The organism is Pseudomonas sp. SWRI51, assembly GCF_014268825.1.
In the GTDB taxonomy this organism is placed as follows: Bacteria; Pseudomonadota; Gammaproteobacteria; order Pseudomonadales; family Pseudomonadaceae; genus Aquipseudomonas; species Aquipseudomonas farsensis.
Genome location: NZ_JABWRG010000015.1, coordinates 1 through 24,149 on the forward strand (window position 1 = coordinate 1; position 24,149 = coordinate 24,149).

A 24,149-nucleotide genomic window follows, 5' to 3' on the forward strand; every position below is an offset into this window, starting at 1 on the left:
GCCCCAGGATCTGAGCACCCACCAGAATCGCTGGGGCTGCTTCGCAGCCCTTTCGCGACACGAGGCCGCTCCTACACAATCAAAAGCGACTTGCCCGAAACCATAGAATCTCCCACAGAGACCGCGCACAGCCGCAAAATTGAGGCCTTGCCCGGTTCCTGCAGGAGCTGGCGACAGCCTGCGATGAGGCCCGCAAAGGGTTGTACAAAACTATGTAATCGCCTCCTGGGCCAGGCTTGCCCAGTTCGTGACTAGCGGTGGCCTCACTGCACCACTAAGCGTTTGGCAGCCCTGCCGCCCACCACGAACCACAGCGGCCACAGCGCCAGCGCACCCGCCACACCGGCGCCTACGGCAAAGTGCAACAAGCTGGCGCCAGCCCCGAGCATTGCCAGCACTACCCCGCCCAGCCCCAGCAGGGCGATGGTGATCATGCCAAGCATTGCCGACACCAACCCCTTGCTCTGCTCGCTGGCGAACAGCGTCATGCGGTACAACACCGCGTTAGCCACCCCAAGGCCCATGGCATACAGCGACATGCCGGCCACCACGCTGGTCACCGTCGGCCAGCACCAGGTAGCCAACACCAACAGCCCCAACCCGGCCAAGTAGGGCCACAAAGCGCCCCGTACAAGTGCGGGCAGCGGATAACGGTCGGCAATCCGGTTGATGATCAGGTTGCCCATGATCAGCCCGGCAAATACCGGCAACTGCCACAGGGCATATTCCATCGTGCTCAAGCCCTCGTCATGGATCAGCAACACCGGCGACAGGCCAATCCAGCCAATCAGCGGCAGCCCCACCAGGCCCAGCGCCGCACTGCCGGCCACAAAGCGCCGGTTGGCCAGTAACTGGCCGTAGCCGGCCAACAACGGCAGCAAGTGGATCGGGGTGAACGCCAGGCGCGTGCCGTCGCGGCGCTCCACACCCAAGGTTTCGGGCATCAAGCGGTACAGCAGCCCCCAGCACACCACCGCGCCCACCGCGAAGGCGACGAACAGCCAGCGCCAGTCGAGCCATTGCAGCATCAAGGTGCCCACCAGCGGGCCGAGCAGCGGCGACAGCAGCGCGATATTGGCCAACAGCGCCATCATGCGCACCGCATCGGCCTCGGTATACGCCTCGTTGAGCGCCGGGTAGCTGACGGTCACCACAAAGCCAAGGCCGATGCCCTGTACCAGGCGCAGCAGGTTGAACAGCCCGATGTCATGCACCCAGAAGGTCGCCAGGCATGCCACACCGAACACCACACAGCCGGTCAGCAGCAGCGGGCGTCGGCCATAGCGGTCGGCCAGCGGCCCGATCAGCCACTGCAGCACCACCCCGCCCAGCAAGTACAGGTTCAAGGCATGGGGGATGAATTCAGGGCTGGCATTGAGGTCGCCGACCACCACCGGCATCGCCGGCATGACCGCATCGCTGGCAAGGTAGGTGAGCAGCTCGAACAGGGCCAGGGTCAGGCCGAACAACAAGGCGCGCAGCGGCGTTATGTACAGAAGTGGTTTCATGGTGGCATCGGGTACAGGCAGATGGGCTGGCAGGCTATATGCCAGAAATGGCAGCGTTTTGCTGTGAGCAAATGTAAGCGCCTAAAAACAGCGCGGGGCAAGCCCGCCCCTACGATGTGTAAGGAACGGGGTTGCCCCGCGTTCAGTGCTGCGGCGAGTTACGGCGTAGCCGTCTCCTGCACCACGCGGATCACACGCTGCGGAAACGGTATATCGATGCCCTCGGCCTTGAGCCGGTCGCGGGCATGCTCGTTGAGCATGAAGATCACGTCCCAGTAGTCGCTGGTTTTCGTCCACAGGCGCAGCGACACGGTGATCGAGCTGTCGCCCAAGGTGGCTACAACGGCCTGCGGGGCTGGGTCTGCCAGTACCCGCGGGTCCTGCGCCAGCTCCAGCAGCACGTTACGCGCTTTCTGCAGGTCAGCCTCGTAGTCCACGCCCACATCGAACACCACCTTGCGCGTTGGCTGGCGATTGGTGTTGGTGATGATGCCGTTGGACAGGCTGCCGTTAGGCATGATCACTGTCTTGTTATCGCCAGTACGCAACACGGTATGGAAGATCTGGATGCTGTCCACGGTGCCACTGACCCCTTGGGCTTCGATCCAGTCACCAATGCGGAACGGGCGGAACATCAGGATCAGCACCCCACCGGCAAAGTTGGCAAGGCTGCCCTGCAAGGCCAGGCCAATGGCCAGGCCGGCGGCACCGATGGCCGCGACGAACGAGGTGGTCTCGACGCCAATCATCGACGCCACGCTGACGAACAGCAGGATCTTCAGGATGATGTTGGCCAGCGTACTGATGAAACCTTGCAGCGCCAGGTCGGCGTTGCGCAGCCCGACCAGCTTGCCAAGGCGCGCACTGAGCTTGTTGATCACCCACCAGCCGATGGCCAGGGTCAGCAGTGCCAGCAGCACCCGGCTGCCGTACTCCATGATCATCGGAATCCAGGCTTGCGACTGGCGTACCAGCTGGTCAACCTCTGCGTTCAAATCCATAGTCATCTCCAGATGCCGGGCGGCCTGCAACCCAGCGGCCCCGAACCCTGATGGACCGCACTGCGCCCCATGGGTTCAAGGCCGCAGGCAGGTCAGTCGCGGAAGTTGTTGAACTGCAGCGGCATGTCGAATTCCTTGGCGCGCAGGGCGGCAATGGCTTCTTGCAGGTCGTCACGCTTCTTGCCGGTGACGCGCACTTGCTCACCCTGGATGGAGGCCTGGACCTTGAGCTTGGCATCCTTGATGTGGGCGACGATCTTCTTCGCCAGCTCCTTGTCGATGCCTTCGCGGAACTTGGCCTCTTGCTTCATTTCTTTGCCCGAGGCGTAGGGGTCCTTGGTTTCCAGGCACTTGACGTCGATCTTGCGCTTGACCAGCGCACCGCGCAGGATCTCGATCATGGATTCGAGCTGGAACTCGGCCTCGGCGGTCAGCAGGATGGTCTGCTCTTTGTCCTTGAAATCGAAGGTGCCCTTGCCCTTGAGGTCATAACGGCGGTCGAGCTCTTTGACGGCGTTGTCTACCGCGTTCTGCACTTCGTGCTTGTCCAGTTCCGATACCACGTCGAACGAAGGCATGGGTTTCTCCATAAAATAATGCGCGCTCTGCTTGAAGATGGAGCGCGTCAGCGTTGAAGGTTAAAATGCGCGCACATTATAACGGGTTGCGAAACGCAGATGAGCAGCACCTGGCATATTCTCGGCGCCGGTAGCCTGGGCAGCCTTTGGGCCTGCCGCCTGGCCCGCGCGGGCAAGGCGGTCCGCCTGATCCTGCGTGACGAACAGCGTCTGGCCGACTATCAGGCCACCGGCACCCTGACCCTGGTCGAGGGCGAACAGCGCAGCCACTACGCAATCCCGGCCGAAACCGCCAGCGGCGCCGGCCCCATTCATCGCCTGCTGGTGGCCTGCAAGGCCTACGACGCAGCCCCAGCGGTGGCGCGCCTGGCCCCAAGGCTGAGCGCCGGCGCCGAGCTGGTGCTGCTGCAAAACGGCCTGGGCAGCCAGGATGAAGTCGCGGAACAGGCGCCCCATGCGCGCTGCATCTTCGCCTCCAGCACCGAAGGCGCGTTCCGCGAGAGCGACTGGCAGGTGCGCTTTGCCGGCCAAGGTTTCAATTGGCTGGGAGACCCGGCCAACCCGGCACCGCCGCCCTGGTTCGACGACCTGCAAGAGGCCGGCATCCCCGCCGAGTGGCGCCTGGATATCCTCTCAAGGCTGTGGCGCAAGCTTGCCCTGAACTGCGCGATCAACCCGCTGACGGTGCTGCACGACTGCCAGAACGGCGGGCTGCTCGGCCATCTGCCCGAAGTGGATGCGTTGTGCGCCGAGCTAGCGGTGCTGCTGCAGCGCTGCGGCCAGCCGGGTGCTGCCGAAAACCTGCAAGAAGATGTCCAACGGGTGATCCTTGCCACCGCCGCCAACTATTCTTCGATGTATCAGGATGTGCGCCAAGGCCGGCGCACTGAAATCCACTACCTGCTCGGCCACGCCCTGCGCACAGCCGCCCGCCACGGCCTGGTACTGCCGCAACTGGAACACCTGCACCAGCGCCTGGTCGATAACCTGACCGCCCGTGGCCTGCCAGGCACCTGAGGCCCCCATTCAACCGATACGGAAGCTGCCCAGCCCATGACCCTGCGCCAACGCCTGGAAAACCTCCCGGTCGGGCAAAAACTGCTGGCCGCCCTGCTGGTGCTGCTGGTGACCATTTTGCTGGTGGCCAACCTTGCGTTCATCAGCGCAGCCTACTGGATCACCCAGGAGAGCATGGCGCCGCAGGCCTTGCAGACCATCGGCAAGCTGGTGTCCAACCCGCAACTGTCAGCCCGCGCAGGTGAGTCGCCAGCGTCGGCCAATGCCCTGCTGGAGGAGCTCGACAGTTATTCGCCGCTACGCGCAGCGGCCATCTACGGCGGTGACGGGCGCATGCTGGCGCAACTGCAGCACGGGGAGCGGCTAACCCTGCCGGCGCGTTTTCGCAACATTGATAAATGGCGGCTCACCGAGTTCCGCAGCACCCAGGTGATTCGCCTGCCCCGGGCCGGCGCCCCGCCCGCGCACCTGCTACTGGTAGCCAGCAGTGAGCTGCCGATGGCGTTTTACACCGGCACCCTGACCGCAAGCCTGGCAATCCTGGTGTTCAGCGTGGTGTTGTGGACGCTCATCGCACGGCAGATCAAACGCCTCATCACCCTGCCGATCAACCGCCTCGAAGAGCTCACCCGCCAGGTCACCCGCGAAGAGAGCTACGCGCTACGTGCCATGCCCGGCAACGATGACGAGCTGGGCAGCCTGGCCGAGGCGTTCAACACCATGCTCTCGCGCATCGAGGCCCGCGAGCAACAGCTCAAGCGCACCCGCGACGAGTTCCAGAGCGCCTACGATCAAGCCCAGGGCCTGGCCGAGGAAACCCGGCATACCAACCGCAAGCTGGAGCTGGAAGTCCAGGTGCGCAGCAAGATCGAAAAAAAGCTCACCGGCTTTCAGAACTACCTCAACAGCATCATCGACTCGATGCCCTCGGCGCTGATTGCCCTCGACGAGCAACTGTATGTCACCCAGTGGAACCAGGAAGCCACGGCGCTTTCCGGCACGCCCCTGGACGAGGCGTTGAACCAGCCGATCTTCCTCGCCTTCGAGCCACTCAAGCCATTTTTGCCGCAGCTCAAGGAGAGCGTCGAGAAACACCGGGTGGCCAAGATCGAGCGGGTGACCTGGCCCAGCGGCGACGAGCTGCGCCATTACGCCCTGACCTTCTACCCCCTGACCGGCGGCGGCGGGCGTGGTGTGGTTATCCGCATCGACGACATCACCCAACGCCTGTCACTGGAAGAAATGATGGTGCAGTCGGAAAAGATGCTCTCGGTGGGTGGCCTTGCGGCCGGCATGGCCCATGAGATCAACAACCCGTTGGGGGCGATCCTGCACAACGTGCAAAACATCCGCAGGCGCCTGTCACCGGAGCTTGCGCGCAATCAGGAGCAGGCCGACGAGCTGGGCATCGACCTGCAAAGCGTCAACCAGTACCTGACTAGCCGCGAAGTGCCGCAACTGCTCGATGGTATTCAGCAGGCCGGGGCGCGGGCGGCAAAAATCGTTACCCACATGCTCAGTTTCAGCCGGCGCAGTAACCGCCAACTGGCGCCCTGCGACCTGCCGGCGCTGATCGACCAGGCCGTGGACATTGCCGGCAACGACTTCGACCTGACCATCGGTTTCGACTTCAAAGGCCAGGCCATCGTGCGCCAGTTCGACCCGCAACTGGGGCCCGTCCCGTGCACCGCCAACGAGCTGGAACAGGTGCTGCTGAACCTGCTGAAAAACGCAGCCCAGGCCATCCACCAACGCCCGCAGCCGTGCGAGCCAGGGCGCATCACCTTGCGCACGCGGCTGAACCCGCCATGGGCGCAAATCCAGGTCGAGGACAACGGCGTGGGCATGCCGGAGGCGGTGCGCAAACGCACCTTCGAGCCATTCTTTACTACCAAGGAAATCGGCCAGGGCACAGGCCTTGGGCTGTCGGTTTCGTATTTCATCATCACCAACAACCACAAAGGGCAGATGGAGGTGCATTCCACCCCCGGCCAGGGCACCTGTTTCACCCTGCGCCTGCCCTTGAGCCCGGCAACGCCGGCCAGTACGGAGACATGACATGGGCAACCGCCTGAGCAAGATCTACACCCGCACCGGTGACCGTGGCGAAACCGGCCTTGGCGATGGCCGCCGGGTGCCCAAGGACCACCCGCGCATCGAGGCAATTGGCGAGGTGGACACGCTCAACAGCCAGCTCGGCGTGCTGCTGGCGGGCCTTGCCGAGGCTGGAATCACTGAAGTGAGTAACGTTTTGGCGCCGTGCCAGCACCGGCTGTTCGACCTGGGCGGGGAGCTGGCGATGCCCAGCTATCAGGCGCTGAATGCCCACGAGGTGGAGCGCCTGGAGCAGGTGATCGATACCTGGAATGAAGAGCTGGGGCCGCTGAAGAATTTCATTCTGCCCGGTGGTTCGGCGCTGGTTGCCCAGGCCCATGTGTGCCGCAGTGTGGCACGGGCAGCGGAGCGCCGCTGCCAGCAGCTCAATGCGCTGGAGCCACTGGCAGGGGTCGGGCTCGCCTACATCAACCGCTTGTCCGACCTGCTGTTTGTGGCCGCACGCATCATCGGCCGCCGCCAAGGTGTGGCTGAAATACTATGGCAGGCGGCGCCAAAGCCCGAAGCCTGAAACTCAGGCCTCGGGCCAGAACGCACGAATACCCGCCACACCCTGGGCGCCAACCGCCCAGGCCTGCTCGCGCTCAGCCGGCCCGACCCCACCTAGCAGGTAAACCGGGCGGCTGAAGCCACTGACCAGGCGCTGCGCCTCATCCCAGCCCAGCGGCGCGGCGTCGGGGTGAGTCTGGGTCGCCTGCACCGGCGACAGCGTGACGAAATCGACCCCCATCTGCTCGGCCAGGACCAGCTCTTCGGCGTTATGGCAGGATGCGGCCAGCCAGCGTTCCTGCGGGAATGGCCGGCCTTTGGCTGCGTACTTGCGCAACTGGGCTGCCGTGAGGTGCCAGCCTGCTGCCGGGAAATCGCCCAACCACTCCAGCGGGCCTTTGAGCATCAATTGCGCCTTGCCTGCGCACAGGCCGACCGCATCCACCGCCACATCGCGGTACTTGGGGTCGTACATGTCCGGGGCGCGCAGTTGCACCAGCTTGATGCCGTTGGCCACCGCCTTCTGGATGCCCTTGAGCATCTGCGGCACTTCGAGGCCATCCGGGGTAATCAGGTACTGGTCCGGCAAGCGCGCGGCGGCAACGATCGGCTTGTTGGCCTCAGGAAATTCGTACTGGCCCAGCTCACGCGGCGCCACCCAGGCCAACGGCTGGCCCTCGACGCCGCGGGGCTCGCCGCTGAAGGCCGAGACCTCGCGCACGTCCAGCAACACTTGCTTGTCGGGATAGTCATGGCTGACCTTGATCAACGGCCGCGAATAGCTGACTTCGATACCCAGTTCTTCGCGCAGCTCACGGGCCAGGGCCGCCTCAGGGCTCTCGCCCTGCTCGACCTTGCCGCCGGGAAACTCCCACAGCCCGCCCTGATGCTGGGTATCGGCGCGACGGGCAATGAGGATGCGCCCATCGGTGCCACGGATGACTGCTGCTACCACATGAATCCGTTTCACCCTTTACACTCCAAAAAAGCCCAGCCGCGGGCCTTGCGGGCCTGCGGCTGGTAGATGGTTTCGATACAGGCCCACGCACGGGCCGCAAGATCAGGTCCGGTATTCGGCGTTGATCTTCACGTACTCGTGGGACAGGTCGGTGGTCCAGATGGTTTCGCTGCACTGGCCACGGCCAAGCTCGATCCGAATGGTGATTTCTTCCTGGGCCATGACCGCGGAGCCTTGCTCTTCGGTGTAGCTCGGGCTGCGGCCGCCTTTGCTGGCGATGCAGACATCACCCAAGAACACGTCGATCAGGCTGACATCCAGTTGCGGCACACCGGCGCGGCCAACGGCTGCGAGGATACGGCCCCAGTTGGGGTCGGAGGCGAACAGTGCGGTCTTGATCAGCGGCGAGTGGGCCACGGCGTAGCCGACGTCCAGGCATTCCTGGTGGTTGCCACCACCGTTGACCTGCACGGTGACGAACTTGGTAGCACCTTCGCCGTCACGGACGATGGCCTGGGCCACGTCCATGCACACTTCAAACACTGCTTTTTTCAGCGCATCGAACAGCTCGCCGCGCGCTTCGGTCACTTCAGGCACATCGGCCTTGCCGGTGGCGATCAGCATGCAGCAGTCGTTGGTCGAGGTGTCGCCATCGATGGTGATGCGGTTGAACGACTTGTTGGCGCCGTCGAGCATCAGGTCCTTGAGCACTGCCGGGGCAACCTTGGCGTCGGTTGCGATGTAGCCGAGCATGGTGGCCATGTTCGGGCGGATCATGCCCGCGCCTTTGCTGATACCGGTGACGGTGATGGTCTTGCCATCGAACTGGAACTGACGGCTGGCGCCCTTGGGCAGCGTGTCAGTGGTCATGATGCCGGTGGCGGCTTCTGCCCAGTGGTTCTCGGACAGGTTGTCCAGAGCGGCCTGCAGCGCGCCTTCGATTTTTTCGACCGGCAGCGGCTCACCGATTACCCCGGTGGAGAACGGCAATACCGATTCGGCAGGCACATCGGCAAGCTCGGCGAGCTTGGCGCAGGTGCGCTCGGCGGCGGCCAGGCCCGGAGCGCCGGTCCCGGCATTGGCGTTGCCGGTGTTGGTCAGCAGGTAGCGCACGGTGCCCTGAACACGCTGCTTGCTGAGGATCACCGGGGCGGCGCAGAAGGCGTTGAGGGTGAACACACCTGCCACGCTTGAGCCTTCGGCGCAGCGCATGACAACCACGTCCTTGCGCCCAGGGCGCTTGATGCCGGCCGAGGCGATGCCGAGTTCAAAGCCGGGAACCGGGTGCAGAGTGGGCAGGGGACCAAGACCAACAGCCATGTAAGCGCTCCTAGAGAATATGGGATTGGGGGGCGCTGTGCGCCCCTTTCGCGGCACAAGGCCGCTCCTACAGGTGTGTTGCAATGCCCTGTAGGAGCGGCCTTGTGCCGCGAAGGGGCCGCGATTCGGCCCCGGGATGTTTCAAACCGGGTTCAGATCACTCGATCTGCCCGTGGCAGTGCTTGAACTTCTTGCCCGAACCACACCAGCACGGCTCGTTACGGCCCAGTTTCAGGTCGTTGCGTACCGGTGCTGCGGCGACGGCGACTTCGGCGCCCTCTTCGGCCAGCGCGTCGGTTTCAAGGCCTGGCGCCGGAGCGTGCTCGAACTGCATGCGGCTGGCCAGTTCTTCGGCGTCGCGGCGCAGACGGGCTTCTTCCTCGGCCGGGTCTTCGCGGCGTACCTGAACGTGCGACAGCACGCGGATGGTGTCGCGCTTGATCGACTCGAGCAGTTCCTGGAACAGGGTGAACGACTCGCGCTTGTACTCCTGCTTCGGGTTCTTCTGGGCGTAGCCGCGCAGGTGGATACCGTGGCGCAGGTGGTCCATGGTCGACAGGTGGTCTTTCCACAGGTCATCGACCACACGCAGCAGGATCTGCTTCTCGAAGGTACGCAGGGCGTCGATGCCGGCCTGGTCTTCCTTCTCGGTGTAAGCGGTGGTGATTTCGTTCAGCAGGCGCTCGCGCAGGGTCTCTTCGTAGAGGTGATCGTCCTCGTCGAGCCACTGCTGGATCGGCAGCTTCATGGCGAAGTCGCTGGCCAGCGAAGCCTCGAGGCCGGCCACGTCCCACTGCTCAGGCAGCGACTGCGGCGGGATGTGCTGGCTGATGGTGGCGTCGAGCACTTCCTTGCGGAACTCGGCGATGGTGTCGCCAATGTTCTCGGCCGCCAGCAGGCTGTTGCGCATGTGGTAGATGACTTTGCGCTGTTCGTTGGCCACGTCATCGTATTCGAGCAGCTGCTTGCGAATGTCGAAGTTGCGGCCTTCGACCTTGCGCTGGGCTTTTTCGATGGCATTGGTGACCATGCGGTGTTCGATGGCTTCACCGGACTGCATGCCCAGGGCCTTCATGAAGTTCTTCACCCGGTCAGAGGCAAAGATACGCATCAGGCTGTCTTCGAGCGACAGGTAGAAGCGGCTGGAGCCGGCATCGCCCTGACGGCCGGCACGGCCACGCAGCTGGTTGTCGATACGGCGCGATTCGTGGCGCTCGGAGGCGATCACATGCAGGCCACCGGCCTCCAGCACTTGCTGGTGACGTTTTTGCCAGTCGGCCTTGATCTGGGCGATCTGCTCAGGGGTCGGGTTGTCCAGGGCGGCGACTTCGGCCTCCCAGTTACCACCCAGCAGAATGTCGGTACCACGGCCTGCCATGTTGGTGGCGATGGTCAGCGCACCTGGCGCACCGGCCTGGGCGATGATCTCGGCTTCTTTTTCGTGGTACTTGGCGTTCAGGACCTTGTGCTCGATGCCTTCCTTCTTGAGCAAGTTGGACATGTGCTCGGAGGTTTCGATGGTCGCAGTACCGACCAGTACCGGGCGGCCCTGGGTCATGCTCTCTTTGATGTCGGCGATGATCGCGGCGTACTTCTCATCGGCGGTGAGGTACACCAGGTCGTTGAAGTCCTTGCGCGCCAACGGCTTGTTAGGCGGGATGACCATCACGTTGAGCGAGTAGATCTGGGCGAATTCGAACGCTTCGGTGTCGGCGGTACCGGTCATGCCGGACAGCTTGTTGTACAGACGGAAGTAGTTCTGGAAGGTGGTCGACGCCAGGGTCTGGCTTTCGGCCTGGATGTTCAGGTTTTCTTTCGCCTCGATGGCCTGGTGCAGGCCTTCGGACAGACGACGGCCCGGCATGGTACGGCCGGTGTGCTCGTCGATCAGCAGGATCTGGCCGTCCTGGACGATGTACTCGACATTGCGATGGAACAGCTTGTGCGCGCGCAGGCCGGCGTAGACGTGGGTCAGCAGGCCCAGGTTGTGCGCCGAATACAGGCTTTCGCCCTCGGCCAGCAGGCCGGCCTGGGTGAGCATGTCTTCGATGAACTGGTGACCGGCTTCGTTGAGTTCGACCTGGCGGCTCTTCTCATCGATGGTGTAGTGGCCTTCCTGGGTAACCTGGCCTTCGACCTCTTCGATGTGCTGAGTCAGGCGCGGGATCAGGCGGTTGATCTCGATGTACAGCTTGGAGCTGTCTTCGGCCTGGCCGGAGATGATCAGCGGGGTACGCGCTTCGTCGATGAGGATGGAGTCCACTTCGTCGATCACGGCGAAGTTCAGCTCGCGCTGGAACTTCTCTTCCTGGCTGAACGCCATGTTGTCGCGCAGGTAGTCGAAACCGAATTCGTTGTTGGTGCCGTAGGTGATGTCGGCAGCGTAGGCAGCGCGTTTTTCTTCAGGCGGCTGGAAGGCCGAGACGATACCCAGGTTCAGACCGAGGAATTCGTACAGCGGGCGCATCCAGTTGGCGTCGCGGCGGGCCAGGTAGTCGTTGACCGTGACCACGTGCACACCTTTGCCGGACAGCGCGTTCAGGTACACAGCCAGGGTACCGACCAAGGTCTTGCCTTCACCGGTACGCATTTCTGCGATCATGCCTTCGTGCAGGGTCATGCCGCCGATCAACTGGACGTCGAAGTGGCGCATGCCCATGACACGCTTGCCGGCCTCACGGGCCACGGCGAAGGCTTCAGGCAGCAGCTGGTCGAGGGTTTCGCCTTTGGCCAGGCGCTCTTTGAACTCTGCGGTCTTGCCCCGCAGCTGCTCGTCCGAGAGGGCCACCATCTTCTCTTCGAAGGCATTGACGGCGCTGACCGTCTTGAGCATGCGTTTGATTTCACGCTCGTTCTTGCTTCCAAAAAGTTTTTTTAACAAAGGCGCAAACATATCGGCAGGATCTTCCACACGTAGGGATGGAGGGCGGCCCCATGAGTCGCCCGTGCAGCCCAGAGGCCGCATGCGAACGAGCATTCTACCCGGAAACGATGGTGAGGAAAGTGGTGGATTTCCACGATACTGGCACAGCGTATTTATGGGGCCTGACTAAGATAGGGGCTTTTCCCCCAAGTTCAAGGTATGTGCACATGAAACGTTGCAGCCGTGACTTGCATCAGTGCCGCCGGGCTGCCCTGGCGGTGAGGCCTGATATACACGGCAGCCCATCTGTTAGACTGCCGATCTTGTAACCAGCTGCGACCCCCATGGCCTACAAACCTCCCTCCGCCAGCCCTCCTGCCGCCCTGCTGCGCAAAGCGCGGCCGCTGCGCCTGATGCTCAACCAGGCTGAACGCCTGGAGCACTTGCAGCGCCTGCTGGAGAGCCAGCTGCAACCGGCTGCCCGCGAGCACTGCCATGTGGCCTCGTGGAAAGAAGGCACTCTGCTGCTGGTGGTGACCGACGGCCACTGGGCCACCCGGCTGCGCTACCAGCAGAAGCGCCTGCAGCGCCAGCTACTTGAGATGGACGCCTTCGCCAACCTCACGCGCATTCTGTTCAAGGTGCAGCCGCCGCTGGTGCCCGCCAAACGCGAAGGGCATGGGCCTGCGCTTTCGGAGCGTGCAGCGCAGGAGATTCGCGGCTCAGCGGAGGGGATCAGTGACCCGAAGCTGCGTGCGGCGCTTGAAAGGCTGGCAGCTCATGCCAACCTCAAGCCTGGGTCAACAGGCTGAAGCGTCATCCTCGCCTACCTGATAGTTTTGCCAGTTTTACCTCCCACTCCAAAATGCTCGAATGGGCTCGTCCCCCCCTTACGGAGCGAGTTTCATGACCCAATATTGCGATTACACCTCATTCGAGTCTTCTACTGACCCATGGAATGACTGGGTCAAAGGCGCCAATGGCCAAGCACTCGCCCTGGGCGAGGAGAATGGAAACTATTATGCGTTCTTCCGCCCTATGGGTAACCTACAAGGAAAGATCCTGGAAAAAAAGCTCACCCAATTAGTTGCCAACGAGAAATACCGCGTATCCATCAGAGTCAGGCGCGTCAATGATCAAGCCAAATACCCGTCAATAACCTGGCGTATGGATGAAATCCCTTTGGGGAGCGCGACCCCCTTGTACGACCGCGAATGGCACGTGATCAGGACGGACTTCGTAGCGAAAGACGGCCCACAAATGCTGGCCTTAATTGGTAGTGACAGCGTGGGTAGTGGCGAAGGCGCCGACTTTTGGTTCGATGACATCCGTATCTACCCCGCCAACATGCATGAAGACTTCGAAGACAGCCTCGGCGGCATCGTCAAACCCGGCGAGACGCTCGATCAAGGTGCACTGATCATATCGCTGCCCCCCACCTCAACCAACGACGTGGGCATTCAAACACACACACTTTCGGTTGACGGAAAACTCGAAGGTCAGGGCCTGGCCTTGAACCGCAACGTTGCGGCCAACCTGCCCGAGCAGGAAGTTACGATTCAACTCAAAGGGGAGTACTCCAATGTGGAGTTCAGCTGGACATGGATTAGCCAACGAGGCGAGGTGAGGTTCTACGGCCCCGGCCAAAAGCTCCTCGGCCAATCCGAGGTACTGCCCATCAACGGCGCGCATCAAAATGTGTCGTTCAAAGCCGAACAGGGCGATTACGTCACTGAAATGGTGATCACCGCCCGTGACTTCAGCTACCTGGACTTTTTCCGTTTCAGCTGAAGCGCGCACATAAAAAAAGGCCACCCGAAGGTGGCCTTGATCAACTAGAGAGTGTTCGAACTTACACAGCCGCAACAGGGCGCATGTAGGAGATCGGTGCCGTACTGGCATCTTCGAATGTGACCACTTCCCAGGCGTCGGTTTCTGCGATCAGCTTGCGCAGCAGCTGGTTGTTGAGCGAGTGGCCGGACTTGTAGCCCTTGAACTCGCCAATCAGGCTGTTGCCCAGCAGATAAAGATCGCCGATGGCGTCGAGAATCTTGTGCTTGACGAATTCGTCATCGGAACGAAGGCCGTCTTCGTTGAGCACACCGGTTTCGTCGACGACGATGGCGTTTTCAACACTGCCGCCCAGCGCAAGGTTGTGCTTGCGCAGGTACTCGATGTCACGCATGAAACCGAAGGTGCGGGCGCGGCTGACTTCCTTCACGAACGAGGTGCTGGAGAAGTCTACGACTGCACTTTGGGTCTGGCCCTTGAGGACCGGGTGATCGAAGTCGATCTCGAAGCTCACCTTGAACCCTTCGAAAGGCAGGAAAGTGGCGCGCTTGTCGCCCTCCTCCACTGTTACTTCACGCAGGATACGGATGAACTTCTTGGCAGCGTCCTGTTCTTCCAGGCCTGCCGATTGGATCAGGAATACAAAGGGACCGGCGCTGCCATCCATGATCGGCACTTCCGAGGCGGAGAGCTCGACGTAGGCGTTATCGATGCCCAGGCCCGCCATGGCGGAAAGCAGGTGCTCGACCGTATCAACCTTGACGTCACCGTTGACCAACGTGGTGGACATGGTGGTCTCGCCAACATTGGCCGCGCGCGCCGGAATTTCGACCACAGGGTCGAGGTCGGCGCGACGGAAGACGATGCCGGTGTCCACAGGCGCAGGCTTGAGGGTCAGGTAGACCTTCTCCCCAGAGTGCAGACCGACACCTGTGGCACGGATGGTATTCTTCAGGGTGCGTTGTTTAATCATGGCATTGGCCGCTTCAGCGCAAATTGCGAACAGGTATCAACAAAGGCTGGGGATAATAACAGACCCGACCTTTGCTGAATACCAATCACCCCTATACCCCTGATAAATTCCATTAATCGGCCTGACGACGCAGGAATGCCGGGATATCCAGGTAGTCCAGGTCATCCTGAGGGTTCAGCTTGGCCGCTGCGGCAGCACCGGCGTGGGCCTGGTTGCGCATTACAGTCGGGCGCTCGAGGTCACGGTAGTTGACTGCTGGCTGCTCCTGGCGAGCCGGGGCCGGGTTAGAGGCCTCGTACGCCTGCTGAGCGGTCTGCAGGGTGTTGTCGACGATCTTGACCGGCTTCTCGATGCGCGCACCCAGGCCCGTGGCCACAACGGTAACGTGCAGCTCGTCGCGCATGTCGGGGTCGATCACGGTGCCGACCTTGACCATCGCGTGGTCGGAGGCGAAGGCTTCGATGATGCTACCCACATCGGAGTACTCACCCAGCGACAGGTCCGGACCTGCGGTGATGTTCACCAGGATACCGCGGGCGCCCTGGAGGTTGACGTCTTCGAGCAGCGGGTTGCGGATTGCCGCTTCGGTGGCTTCGCGAGCGCGGTTCGGGCCGCTGGCGCAACCAGTACCCATCATCGCCATGCCCATTTCGCTCATCACGGTGCGCACGTCGGCAAAGTCGACGTTGATCATGCCTGGGCGCTTGATGATGTCGGAGATACCGCGCACGGCACCGGCCAGCACGTCGTCAGCCTTGGCGAAGGCGGACAGCAGGCTTGCATCCTTGCCCAGGATGGTCAGCAGCTTCTCGTTGGGGATGGTGATCAGCGAGTCGACGCTGTCCGCCAGCATACGGATGCCTTCATCGGCGATCTGCATGCGCTTGCGGCCTTCGAACGGGAATGGACGGGTCACCACCGCAACGGTGAGGATGCCCATTTCCTTGGCCACTTCGGCGATGATCGGCGCAGCACCGGTACCGGTACCGCCACCCATGCCGGTGGTGATGAAGACCATGTTGGTGCCTTGCAGCACTTCAGCGATGCGCTCACGGTCTTCCAGCGCGGCCTGACGACCGACTTCCGGATTCGCGCCTGCACCCAGGCCTTTGGTCACGCCGGTACCCAGCTGCAGAATGGTGCGAGCACCAATATTCTTCAGCGCCTGGGCATCGGTGTTGGCGCAGATGAACTCGACGCCTTCAATGTTGCTTTTGACCATGTGGTTAACGGCGTTGCCGCCACCACCGCCGACGCCGATCACCTTGATGACCGGGCTTTGCGGGACGTTGTCTACGAGCTCGAACATTTTCCCTCTCCTTACAGTTCTCTAGTTGTCGCGCCTACCACTACTGCTTTGAAACTTAGAAGTTGCCCTGAACCCAACGCTTGAGACGCTCAAGCACCGGGGCCTTCGGTTCATCGCCATAGCTGTTGCTGCTGCTGTTGCCGGTCAGGGGCAGGTCTTCGGACTGCTTGTGCAGACCGTAGGTGAGCAAGCCCACGCCGGTGGAATAGATCGGGTTGCGCACCACGTCGCTCAGCCCCCGAACGCTGTGCGGTACGCCCAGGCGTACCGGCATGTGGAAGATTTCTTCGGCAAGCTCGACGGCGCCTTCCATCTTGGCGGTGCCGCCCGTCAGGACGATGCCGGCCGGGACCAGGTCTTCGTAGCCACTGCGACGCAGTTCGGCCTGAATCAGCGTGAACAGCTCGTCGTAACGCGGCTCTACCACTTCGGCCAGGGCCTGGCGGGACAGCTCGCGCGGTGGGCGGTCACCCACGCTTGGCACTTTGATGGTTTCACCGGCGCCGGCCAGTTTGGCCAGGGCGCAGGCGTAGCGAATCTTGATTTCCTCGGCGTACTGCGTGGGTGTGCGCAGGGCCATGGCGATGTCGTTGGTGACCTGGTCGCCGGCAATCGGGATGACCGCGGTGTGGCGGATGGCGCCTTCGGTGAAGATGGCGATATCGGTGGTGCCACCACCGATGTCGACAATGCACACGCCCAGTTCTTTCTCGTCATCGGTCAATACCGAATAGGCCGAAGCCAGTTGCTCGAGAATGATGTCGTCGATTTCGAGGCCGCAGCGGCGCACGCATTTTTCGATGTTCTGCGCCGCATTGACCGCGCAGGTGACCACGTGCACCTTGGCCTCAAGGCGCACGCCCGACATGCCCAGTGGCTCACGCACGCCTTCCTGGTTGTCGATCACGTAGTCCTGCGGCAGGGTGTGCAGCACCCGCTGGTCAGCCGGGATGGCCACGGCCTGGGCGGCGTCAAGTACGCGCTCAAGGTCGGCCATGCTCACTTCACGGTCGCGGATGGCGACGATGCCGTGGGAGTTGAGGCTGCGGATGTGGTTGCCGGCCACGCCGACGAACGCCGAGTGGATGCGGCAGCCGGCCATCAGTTGGGCCTCTTCCACGGCGCGCTGGATCGACTGCACGGTGGACTCGATATTCACCACCACGCCCTTTTTCAGACCGCGCGATGGGTGGGTACCGATACCGACGATCTCCAGGGTGCCGTCTTCGCCGACTTCGCCGACCAGTGCCACCACCTTGGAGGTGCCAATGTCGAGCCCGACGATCATTTTGCCGCTATGCGCGTTTGCCATGGTCCTGCCTCTCTCTAATTCTTCGCAACGGCGGGTTGGGCCGTCGTCGGTGCAATCGGTTCCCGCCACCCAACGGCCAGGCCATTGGAATAACGCAGATCGATGCGGGCGATATTGGTGATCTGGTCTTTAAGCGTCTTGTCGTAAATGGCAATGAAACGGCGCATCTTCTCCACCAGATGGTCGCGCCCCAGCAACAGCTCGATGCCCGGCCCGGCGCTGCCTGCGCCAGTGGTCAGGAACCAGCTGCCCCGCTCGCGCAGCTCAAGGCGCGCGATGGAAAAGCCCATGGGGCGCAGCATCTGGCTCAATACCTGATACTGCTGCATGACTTGCTGTTGCGCCCGCTGCGGCCCGAACAGCTGCGGCAGGTGCTCGTAGTTGGCCAGCTCACGTGGGGTGAAGGCCTGGCCCTGGTTGTTGAGCAAGGCTTCATCGCCCCAGCGCGCCACCGGCAACTGTTCTTCAAGGCGCACCACCACCTCGTCCGGCCACACCCGGCGTACTTCGGCGTGGGCGATCCAGGGCATCTGCTCAAGCTCCACACGCATGGCCGTCAGGTCCACGGTGAAGAAGCTCGCCGCCACGTAAGGGGCAATCCGCTGCTGCACCGCCTGCTGGCTGATGTAGCTGAGGTCGCCCTGCACGGCGATCTTGGTGATCGGGCGGTCGGCGTACGGCATCAGGCGCACAGCCCCTTCATAAGCGCCAAAGCCTGCCGCCACCAGCAGCACCGGCCACAGCAGGCGCTTGAGGCCACCCAGGCCAGGCCTTGGCAGGCGCGCCGATACCGGCTCATCGGCCGCCAGTCGGCTGGCACCACGCGGCACCGGCTTGCTACGGCCGGGTACGGGTTGCTGCTGACGTATCATCGCGCCTTGCATGGCTGGTTAACCTCGCGTCGCAACGCTGTCGGCCAGGATCGCCAGCACCAACTGCTGGAAGTCCAGGCCGGCCGCGCGGGCCGCCATCGGTACCAGGCTATGGTCAGTCATGCCTGGTGCGGTGTTGACTTCGAGCAGCCAGAACCGGCCCTGCTCGTCCTGCATCACGTCCAGCCGGCCCCAGCCTTCGATGCCAACGGCATCACAGGCTCGCGCGGTCAGGTCGATCAGTTCTTGTTCCTTGGCACTGTCCAGCCCACACGGGATGCGGTACTGGGTGTCATTGGCGATGTACTTGGCGTCGTAGTCGTAGAACGAATGCGGGGTGCCCAGCGCGATTGGCGGCAGTACCTGGCCGCGCAACACGGCAATGGTGAACTCCGGGCCGTGAATCCATTGCTCGACCAGCACTTGCGAATCGTAATTGGCGGCGTCTTTCCAGGCGGCGATCAGCTCTTGCTCGCTGTTCACCTTGGCCATGCCGATGCTTGAACCTTCATGGGCGGGTTTGACGATCAACGGGAAGCCCAGTTCCATGCTGGCCTGAACACAATCGTGCTCGCTGGCCAATACCGCGTGACGCGGGGTCGGAATACCCAGGCTCTGCCACACCTGCTTGGTGCGCAGCTTGTCCATGGCCAGGGCCGAGGCAAGGATGCCGCTGCCGGTATAGGGAATGCCAAGGCACTCCAGCAGGCCCTGCATGCTGCCGTCTTCGCCGCCGCGACCATGCAGAATGATGAACGCGCGGTCGATTTTCTCGCGTTGCAGGCGCTCGAGCAGGTCGTCGCCGACATCGATGGCAACCACGTCGACACCGGCGCTGGTCAGCGCCTCGATCACTGCAGCACCCGATTTCAGCGACACCTCACGCTCGGCGCTCTTGCCGCCGTACAGCACGCCGACGCGGCCAAAGGCCTTGACGTCGAGGACGGAGTGAAGTTGGTCGTAGGCCTGGGTCACAGCGGCTTCTCCTGCTTGGCGCCTGCAAACAGCGGGCTTTTCATCAGTTGCGGGGCAAGGCCGCCCACGTCACCGGCGCCCTGGCAAAGCAGGATGTCGCCGGCACGCAGCAGCGGTTGCACCAACGGCGCAAGTTCGGCGCCGCGTTCGATGTAGATCGGGTCGAGCTTGCCGCGCTGGCGGATGCTGTGGCACAGCTGACGGCTGTCGGCGCCCGGGATCGGCTCTTCGCCGGCCGGGTAGACCTCCATCAGCAGCAGCACGTTGGCATCGCCGAGCACCTGCACGAAATCGTCGTACAGGTCGCGGGTGCGGCTGTAGCGGTGCGGTTGGTAGACGATCACCAGGCGCCGGCTCGGCCAGCCGCCACGCACGGCCTTGATCACTGCAGCGACTTCCGTCGGGTGGTGGCCGTAGTCGTCCACCAGCATCACGCTGCCGCCTTCGACAGGCAGCTCGCCGTACACCTGGAAACGTCGACCCACACCCTGGAAGCCCGACAGGCCCTGCACGATCGCTTCGTCGCTGATGCCTTCGTCGGTGGCGATGGCGATGGTCGCCAGCGCATTGAGCACGTTGTGGTTGCCAGGCATGTTCACCGACACCTCAAGCGGCTCGCAGTCGCGGCGCAGTACCGTGAAGTAGGTCTGCATGCCCTGCTGGCGCACGTTGATGGCGCGAATGTCGGCCTCTTCGCTAAAGCCATAGGTGACCGTCGGACGCTTGACCTGCGGCAGGATCTCGCGCACCACCGGGTCGTCCAGGCACATGACCGCCAGGCCATAGAACGGCAGGTTGTGCAGAAACTCGACGAAGGTTTTCTTCAGCTTGTTGAAGTCGCCTTCGTAGGTTGCCATGTGGTCGGCGTCGATGTTGGTAACCACGGCGACCATCGGCTGCAGGTGCAGGAAGCTGGCGTCGCTTTCATCGGCTTCGGCGATCAGGTAGCGGCTGGTGCCCAGCTGGGCATTGGTGCCCGCAGCGGTCAGGCGGCCACCGATGACGAAGGTCGGGTCCAGGCCACCTGCGGCAAACACCGAGGCCAGCAGGCTGGTGGTGGTGGTCTTGCCGTGGGTACCGGCAACCGCCACACCATGGCGATAGCGCATCAGTTCGGCGAGCATCTCGGCACGCGGCACCACTGGGATGCGGCGTTCAAGCGCAGTGGCGACTTCCGGGTTGGCCGGGTTGATCGCGCTCGACACCACCAGCACATCGGCGCTGGCCGCGTTCTCGGCGCGGTGGCCGACGAAGATTTCGGCGCCAAACGACTCCAGGCGCTCGGTAACCGGCGAGGCCTTGAGGTCGGAACCTGACACTTCATAGCCCAGGTTCAGCAGCACTTCGGCGATACCGCACATGCCCACGCCGCCGATACCGACGAAGTGGATGCGGCGGATACGGCCCATCTTGGGTTGCGGCATGGCTTTCTGGCTCTCAACCATGGGCCACCTCCAGGCAGATATCGACCACGGTGCTGGTTGCAGCAGGTTTGGCCAGGCGGCGGGCAGTGCCAGCCATGGCGTTGAGTTTCTCGGGTTGCATCAGCACCTCGTTCAGGCGTTCAGCGAGTTGCGCTGCGCCAGTTGTCGCTTGTGGCATCAGGAAGGCAGCGCCCTCGTGAGCCAGGTATTGGGCGTTGTGGGTCTGGTGGTCGTCGATGGCGTGGGGCAACGGCACCAGCATCGACGGCAAGCCAGCGGCGGCCAGTTCACTGACAGTCAGCGCACCGGCGCGGCAGACCACCAGGTCTGCCCAGCCATAGGCGTGCGCCATGTCCTTGATGAACGGCTCGACCTGCGCCTCGACACCGGCTTGCTGATAACGCTCGGCGGTAGCCGGTGCGTGATGCTTGCCAGCCTGGTGAAACACCTCGGGGCGCAGCGCTGCCGGCACTTCAGACAGGGCCTTAGGCAACAATTTGTTCAATGGTTCCGCGCCCAGGCTGCCACCCATCACCAGCAGGCGTGCACGGCGCTCGGCCAGCGGCGCGCGCTGGGCGTCCATGAACAGCTCCGGGCGGACCGGGTTGCCGGTGGTGCGCAGTTTTTCGCTGGCGGCAAACGTGGCCGGGAAGGCTTCACATACCCGGGCAGCGAACGGCAGCAGCAGGCGGTTGGTGGTGCCGGCGCGGGCGTTCTGCTCGTGGATCACCAACGGCACGCCGCACAGCCGCGCAGCCAGGCCGCCGGGGCCGGTGACGTAGCCACCAAAGCCGACCACACAGACCGGCTTGAGCTCGCGCACGATACGCCGGGCTTGCAGCACGGCCTTGACCAGCGTGAACGGCGCCTTGAGCAGCGAGAGCTTGCCCTTGCCGCGCAGGCCGGTGACCTGGATCAGGTGCAGCGCCAGCCCCGCCTGGGGCACCAGTTCGTTTTCGATGCCGCGTGGGGTGCCAAGCCAGTGCACGGTGTAGCCGCGCGCCTGGAACTCACGGGCGCAGGCCAGGGCCGGGAACACGTGGCCACCGGTACCGCCCGCCATGATCAGTACGTTCTTGCCATCAGCGGCCATGATTGGTCTCCTCGGCAAAATCGCTCTCCTTGAATTCGTGTTCTTCGCTGCCAAGGTGCGTGCGGCTTTCCCACTCGATACGCAGCAACAACCCCACGCAGGCGCAGCAAATGACCAGCGAACTGCCCCCGTAGCTGAGGAACGGCAGGGTCAGACCCTTGGTTGGCAGCAGGCCAACGTTCACCCCTATGTTGATCAGGAACTGGCCGATCCACAGGAACGCCAGGCCAAAGGCCATGTAGGCGGCAAAGAACTGCTTGGCTTTCTCGGCCCACAAGCCGATGTACAGCGCACGAATGGTGACGAACACGAACAGGCCGATGGTGAGCAGCGAGCCGACCACCCCGAGCTCTTCGGCCAGCACCGAGAACACAAAGTCGGTGTGTGCCTCGGGCAGGTAGAACTGTTTCTGCACGCTGTTGCCAAGGCCCACGCCCAGCCACTCGCCGCGACCGAAGGCAATCAGCGCCTGGGTCAACTGGTAGCCCGAGCCAAACTGATCCGACCAGGGGTCGGTGAAGGTGATCAGACGCGCCATCCGGTAAGGCTGTGCCTGTACCAGCACCACCACCGAGACCACCGCCAGCACCACCATCAGCGAGAAGCGGAACAACCCGACGCCCCCCAGGAACAGCATGGCAGCCGCCGCCCCCATCATGACCACGGTGGCGCCGAAGTCAGGCTCCATCAGCAGCAGGCCAGCCATCGGCAACAGCACGATGAACGGCTTGAAGAAGCCCATCCAGCTCTCGCGCACCTCGGTCTGACGGCGCACCAGGTAGCCGGCCAGATAGATCACCACGAACACCTTGGCGATTTCCGAAGGCTGCACGTTGAAGAAGCTAAAGCCGATCCAGCGCATCGAACCGTTCACTTCGCGGCCGATGCCGGGGATCAACACCATCACCAGCAGGCCGAAAGCGCCGATCAGCATCAGGTAGCCCATACGCTGCCAGGTGGCGATCGGCACGAACATGGTCATTACCCCGGCGCCAAGGCCGAGCACCACGTACACCAGGTGGCGGAACATGTGATACAGCGGGTTGCCGGACTGCACCGCAGCCACTTCCGAGGACGCCGAGGTGATCATCACCAGGCCCAGGCCGAGCAGCGCCAGGCAACCGGCCAGCAGCGGGAAGTCGAGGTCTACACCACGGCCGCTGATCAGCGGCGACGGGTAAGGCTTGAAGATGCCGAAAATCATGCCAGCCCCTCCGCAGCCTGGGCGAACAGGCGCCCGCGTTCTTCGAAGTTCTTGAACATGTCGAGGCTGGCGCAGGCCGGCGACAGCAACACGGCATCGCCCGGCTGGGCCAGCTCTGCGCAGCGCTGCACGGCCTCGGCCAGGGTCTGTACGCGTACCAGAGGCACGGCGCCATCGAGGGTTTCGGCCAGACGTTCGGCATCGCGCCCCAACAGCACCACAGCACGGCAGTGCTTACGCACAGGCTCACGCAGGGCAGCGAAGTCGGCACCTTTGCCATCACCACCGGCGATCAGCACCAACTGACCCGGGATATCAGCGCCCAGGCCTTCGATGGCAGCCAGGGCCGCACCCACGTTGGTGGCTTTGGAATCGTCATACCAGCCCGCGCCGTTATGCTCGCGAACCCACTGGCAACGGTGGGCCAGGCCCTTGAACTCGCGCAGGGCTTCAAGCATGGGCTCGAAAGCAAGGCCGGCAGCATGGCCCAGCGCTAGCGCCGCCAGGGCATTGCTCTGGTTGTGGGCGCCACGAATTTTCAGCTCACGCACCGGCATCAGCGCCTGGAATTCAAAGGCCAGGTATTTCTCCCCGTCGACTTCACGCAGGCCGAAGGCCTTGAAGTCAGGGGCGTTGAGGCCAAAGGTGAAGCACGGAATGCCTTCGACCGGCAGCGGCCGGCTCAGGGCGTCCTGGCGATTGACCACCACCTGCCGGGCACCCCGGAAAATCCGGTGCTTGGCCAGGTGATAAGCCGGCAGACCGCTGTAGCGGTCCATGTGGTCTTCGCTGATATTCAGTACGGTGGCCACTTCGGCGTTGAGCTGGTCGGTGGTTTCGAGCTGGAAGCTGGAAAGCTCGAGCACATACAGTTCGACGCTGTCATCGAGCAGGTCCAGCGCCGGCGTGCCGATATTGCCGCCCACGGCCACGCGCTTGCCGGCCTTGGCCGCCATGTCGCCGACCAGGGTGGTGACGGTGCTCTTGGCATTGGAGCCGCTGATGGCAACGATGGGCGCCTTGGCGTAACGGGCAAACAGGTCGATATCGCCGGACAGCTTGACGCCGCGCGCGGCAGCCTGCTGCAGAGCCGGGGTGGCCACCGCCAGGCCCGGGCTCACATACAGCTCATTGGCGCGGCAGAGGAATTCGACGTCCAGCTCACCACAGCGCACTTCCACCTGCGGGTAATCACGGCGCAGGGTATCCAGTTCCGGCGGCTGCTCGCGGGTGTCGGCGACGGCAAAGGCAATGCCCCGGCTCGCCAGGAAGCGAACCAGGGACATGCCGCTCTTGCCGAGGCCGACAACGATGCGGAATTGGTCGGAAGCGATCAGTGACACGCTC

Annotated in this window: 20 protein-coding genes; 5 read left to right on the top strand and 15 right to left on the bottom strand. The window is 63.1% G+C overall.

Going from position 1 to position 24,149, the window contains the following annotated elements:
* Window positions 1-263: 263 nt before the first annotated feature.
* The 3 genes from HU720_RS07470 to HU720_RS07480 all read right to left on the bottom strand — a co-directional run bounded on the left by HU720_RS07470 (window position 264) and on the right by HU720_RS07480 (window position 3,087).
* Window positions 264-1,508 (bottom strand): MFS transporter, encoded by a 1,245-nt coding sequence (locus HU720_RS07470; protein WP_186518695.1) that lies wholly within the window; start codon window positions 1,506-1,508, stop codon window positions 264-266.
* Window positions 1,509-1,666: 158 nt separating this feature from the next.
* Complete coding sequence (locus HU720_RS07475) at window positions 1,667-2,509, bottom strand: mechanosensitive ion channel family protein (RefSeq protein ID WP_186518697.1); 843 nt, start codon at window positions 2,507-2,509, stop codon at window positions 1,667-1,669.
* A gap of 92 nt (window positions 2,510-2,601) precedes the next feature.
* Window positions 2,602-3,087, bottom strand: coding sequence for a YajQ family cyclic di-GMP-binding protein (locus HU720_RS07480; RefSeq protein ID WP_186518699.1), 486 nt, complete (start codon window positions 3,085-3,087; stop codon window positions 2,602-2,604).
* Between the two features lie 99 nt (window positions 3,088-3,186).
* Here HU720_RS07480 and HU720_RS07485 point away from each other — a divergent pair, with 99 nt between their 5' ends.
* From HU720_RS07485 to HU720_RS07495, 3 genes are read left to right on the top strand one after another with little or no spacing between them, the layout of a single operon-like run.
* Window positions 3,187-4,104: a putative 2-dehydropantoate 2-reductase gene (locus tag HU720_RS07485; protein ID WP_186518701.1), complete on the top strand. Its 918-nt coding sequence runs from the start codon at window positions 3,187-3,189 to the stop codon at window positions 4,102-4,104.
* A gap of 36 nt (window positions 4,105-4,140) precedes the next feature.
* Complete coding sequence (locus HU720_RS07490; protein ID WP_186518703.1) at window positions 4,141-6,162, top strand: ATP-binding protein; 2,022 nt, start codon at window positions 4,141-4,143, stop codon at window positions 6,160-6,162.
* 1 nt (window position 6,163) lies between these two features.
* Complete coding sequence (locus HU720_RS07495) at window positions 6,164-6,730, top strand: cob(I)yrinic acid a,c-diamide adenosyltransferase (RefSeq protein ID WP_186518705.1); 567 nt, start codon at window positions 6,164-6,166, stop codon at window positions 6,728-6,730.
* A 3-nt stretch (window positions 6,731-6,733) separates the two neighbouring features.
* On the opposite strand, the gene HU720_RS07500 is transcribed toward HU720_RS07495, so the two are convergent.
* The 3 genes from HU720_RS07500 to secA all read right to left on the bottom strand — a co-directional run bounded on the left by HU720_RS07500 (window position 6,734) and on the right by secA (window position 11,879).
* The gene (locus tag HU720_RS07500) at window positions 6,734-7,678 is read right to left on the bottom strand and encodes a Nudix family hydrolase (RefSeq protein ID WP_186518707.1); all 945 of its coding nucleotides are present in this window, start codon (window positions 7,676-7,678) and stop codon (window positions 6,734-6,736) included.
* 90 nt (window positions 7,679-7,768) lie between these two features.
* A complete protein-coding gene (argJ, locus tag HU720_RS07505; RefSeq protein WP_186518709.1) occupies window positions 7,769-8,986 on the bottom strand; it encodes a bifunctional glutamate N-acetyltransferase/amino-acid acetyltransferase ArgJ in 1,218 nt (405 codons plus the stop codon).
* A 157-nt stretch (window positions 8,987-9,143) separates the two neighbouring features.
* Window positions 9,144-11,879, bottom strand: coding sequence for a preprotein translocase subunit SecA (secA, locus tag HU720_RS07510; RefSeq protein ID WP_186518711.1), 2,736 nt, complete (start codon window positions 11,877-11,879; stop codon window positions 9,144-9,146).
* A 314-nt stretch (window positions 11,880-12,193) separates the two neighbouring features.
* Here secA and HU720_RS07515 point away from each other — a divergent pair, with 314 nt between their 5' ends.
* Both HU720_RS07515 and HU720_RS07520 read left to right on the top strand, forming a co-directional pair.
* Window positions 12,194-12,661 (top strand): DciA family protein, encoded by a 468-nt coding sequence (locus HU720_RS07515; RefSeq protein ID WP_186518713.1) that lies wholly within the window; start codon window positions 12,194-12,196, stop codon window positions 12,659-12,661.
* A 94-nt stretch (window positions 12,662-12,755) separates the two neighbouring features.
* Window positions 12,756-13,640: a hypothetical protein gene (locus HU720_RS07520; RefSeq protein WP_186518715.1), complete on the top strand. Its 885-nt coding sequence runs from the start codon at window positions 12,756-12,758 to the stop codon at window positions 13,638-13,640.
* Window positions 13,641-13,701: 61 nt separating this feature from the next.
* Here the strand turns inward: HU720_RS07520 and lpxC are convergent, their stop codons facing one another.
* The 9 genes from lpxC to murD all read right to left on the bottom strand — a co-directional run bounded on the left by lpxC (window position 13,702) and on the right by murD (window position 24,145).
* On the bottom strand, window positions 13,702-14,613 hold the full coding sequence (lpxC, locus tag HU720_RS07525; RefSeq protein ID WP_186518717.1) for a UDP-3-O-acyl-N-acetylglucosamine deacetylase: 912 nt from the start codon (window positions 14,611-14,613) through the stop codon (window positions 13,702-13,704).
* A 112-nt stretch (window positions 14,614-14,725) separates the two neighbouring features.
* Window positions 14,726-15,922, bottom strand: a complete 1,197-nt coding sequence (gene ftsZ / locus HU720_RS07530) for a cell division protein FtsZ (protein ID WP_186518720.1) — start codon at window positions 15,920-15,922, stop codon at window positions 14,726-14,728.
* 55 nt (window positions 15,923-15,977) lie between these two features.
* A complete protein-coding gene (gene ftsA / locus HU720_RS07535) occupies window positions 15,978-17,234 on the bottom strand; it encodes a cell division protein FtsA (RefSeq protein WP_186518722.1) in 1,257 nt (418 codons plus the stop codon).
* A gap of 14 nt (window positions 17,235-17,248) precedes the next feature.
* Window positions 17,249-18,118, bottom strand: a complete 870-nt coding sequence (locus HU720_RS07540) for a cell division protein FtsQ/DivIB (RefSeq protein ID WP_186518723.1) — start codon at window positions 18,116-18,118, stop codon at window positions 17,249-17,251.
* A 6-nt stretch (window positions 18,119-18,124) separates the two neighbouring features.
* Window positions 18,125-19,081 carry a D-alanine--D-alanine ligase gene (locus HU720_RS07545; RefSeq protein WP_186518725.1) on the bottom strand — a complete coding sequence of 319 codons (957 nt, stop codon included), beginning with the start codon at window positions 19,079-19,081 and terminating at the stop codon, window positions 18,125-18,127.
* Window positions 19,078-20,526, bottom strand: coding sequence for a UDP-N-acetylmuramate--L-alanine ligase (murC, locus tag HU720_RS07550; protein ID WP_186518727.1), 1,449 nt, complete (start codon window positions 20,524-20,526; stop codon window positions 19,078-19,080). The genes HU720_RS07545 and murC overlap by 4 nt, the downstream gene beginning before the upstream one ends.
* On the bottom strand, window positions 20,519-21,598 hold the full coding sequence (murG, locus tag HU720_RS07555; protein ID WP_186518730.1) for an undecaprenyldiphospho-muramoylpentapeptide beta-N-acetylglucosaminyltransferase: 1,080 nt from the start codon (window positions 21,596-21,598) through the stop codon (window positions 20,519-20,521). The genes murC and murG overlap by 8 nt, the downstream gene beginning before the upstream one ends.
* Window positions 21,588-22,799, bottom strand: coding sequence for a putative lipid II flippase FtsW (gene ftsW, locus HU720_RS07560; RefSeq protein WP_186518815.1), 1,212 nt, complete (start codon window positions 22,797-22,799; stop codon window positions 21,588-21,590). The genes murG and ftsW overlap by 11 nt, the downstream gene beginning before the upstream one ends.
* Window positions 22,799-24,145 (bottom strand): UDP-N-acetylmuramoyl-L-alanine--D-glutamate ligase, encoded by a 1,347-nt coding sequence (gene murD, locus HU720_RS07565; protein WP_186518732.1) that lies wholly within the window; start codon window positions 24,143-24,145, stop codon window positions 22,799-22,801. Before murD ends, ftsW begins: the two co-directional genes overlap by 1 nt.
* Between the last annotated feature and the right edge of the window lie 4 nt (window positions 24,146-24,149).

What these genes read in the sequence shown, in the direction of transcription:
- HU720_RS07490 (WP_186518703.1), top strand. Translation starts at nt 4,141, where the DNA reads ATGACCCTGCGCCAACGCCTGGAAAACCTCCCGGTCGGGCAAAAACTG.
- HU720_RS07540 (WP_186518723.1), bottom strand. Translation starts at nt 18,118, where the DNA reads ATGCAAGGCGCGATGATACGTCAGCAGCAACCCGTACCCGGCCGTAGC.
- secA (WP_186518711.1), bottom strand. Translation starts at nt 11,879, where the DNA reads ATGTTTGCGCCTTTGTTAAAAAAACTTTTTGGAAGCAAGAACGAGCGT.
- lpxC (WP_186518717.1), bottom strand. Translation starts at nt 14,613, where the DNA reads ATGATTAAACAACGCACCCTGAAGAATACCATCCGTGCCACAGGTGTC.
- HU720_RS07475 (WP_186518697.1), bottom strand. Translation starts at nt 2,509, where the DNA reads ATGGATTTGAACGCAGAGGTTGACCAGCTGGTACGCCAGTCGCAAGCC.
- murG (WP_186518730.1), bottom strand. Translation starts at nt 21,598, where the DNA reads ATGGCCGCTGATGGCAAGAACGTACTGATCATGGCGGGCGGTACCGGT.
- HU720_RS07480 (WP_186518699.1), bottom strand. Translation starts at nt 3,087, where the DNA reads ATGCCTTCGTTCGACGTGGTATCGGAACTGGACAAGCACGAAGTGCAG.
- argJ (WP_186518709.1), bottom strand. Translation starts at nt 8,986, where the DNA reads ATGGCTGTTGGTCTTGGTCCCCTGCCCACTCTGCACCCGGTTCCCGGC.
- HU720_RS07515 (WP_186518713.1), top strand. Translation starts at nt 12,194, where the DNA reads ATGGCCTACAAACCTCCCTCCGCCAGCCCTCCTGCCGCCCTGCTGCGC.
- HU720_RS07470 (WP_186518695.1), bottom strand. Translation starts at nt 1,508, where the DNA reads ATGAAACCACTTCTGTACATAACGCCGCTGCGCGCCTTGTTGTTCGGC.
- murC (WP_186518727.1), bottom strand. Translation starts at nt 20,526, where the DNA reads ATGGTTGAGAGCCAGAAAGCCATGCCGCAACCCAAGATGGGCCGTATC.
- ftsA (WP_186518722.1), bottom strand. Translation starts at nt 17,234, where the DNA reads ATGGCAAACGCGCATAGCGGCAAAATGATCGTCGGGCTCGACATTGGC.
- HU720_RS07485 (WP_186518701.1), top strand. Translation starts at nt 3,187, where the DNA reads ATGAGCAGCACCTGGCATATTCTCGGCGCCGGTAGCCTGGGCAGCCTT.
- HU720_RS07495 (WP_186518705.1), top strand. Translation starts at nt 6,164, where the DNA reads ATGGGCAACCGCCTGAGCAAGATCTACACCCGCACCGGTGACCGTGGC.
- ftsZ (WP_186518720.1), bottom strand. Translation starts at nt 15,922, where the DNA reads ATGTTCGAGCTCGTAGACAACGTCCCGCAAAGCCCGGTCATCAAGGTG.
- HU720_RS07520 (WP_186518715.1), top strand. Translation starts at nt 12,756, where the DNA reads ATGACCCAATATTGCGATTACACCTCATTCGAGTCTTCTACTGACCCA.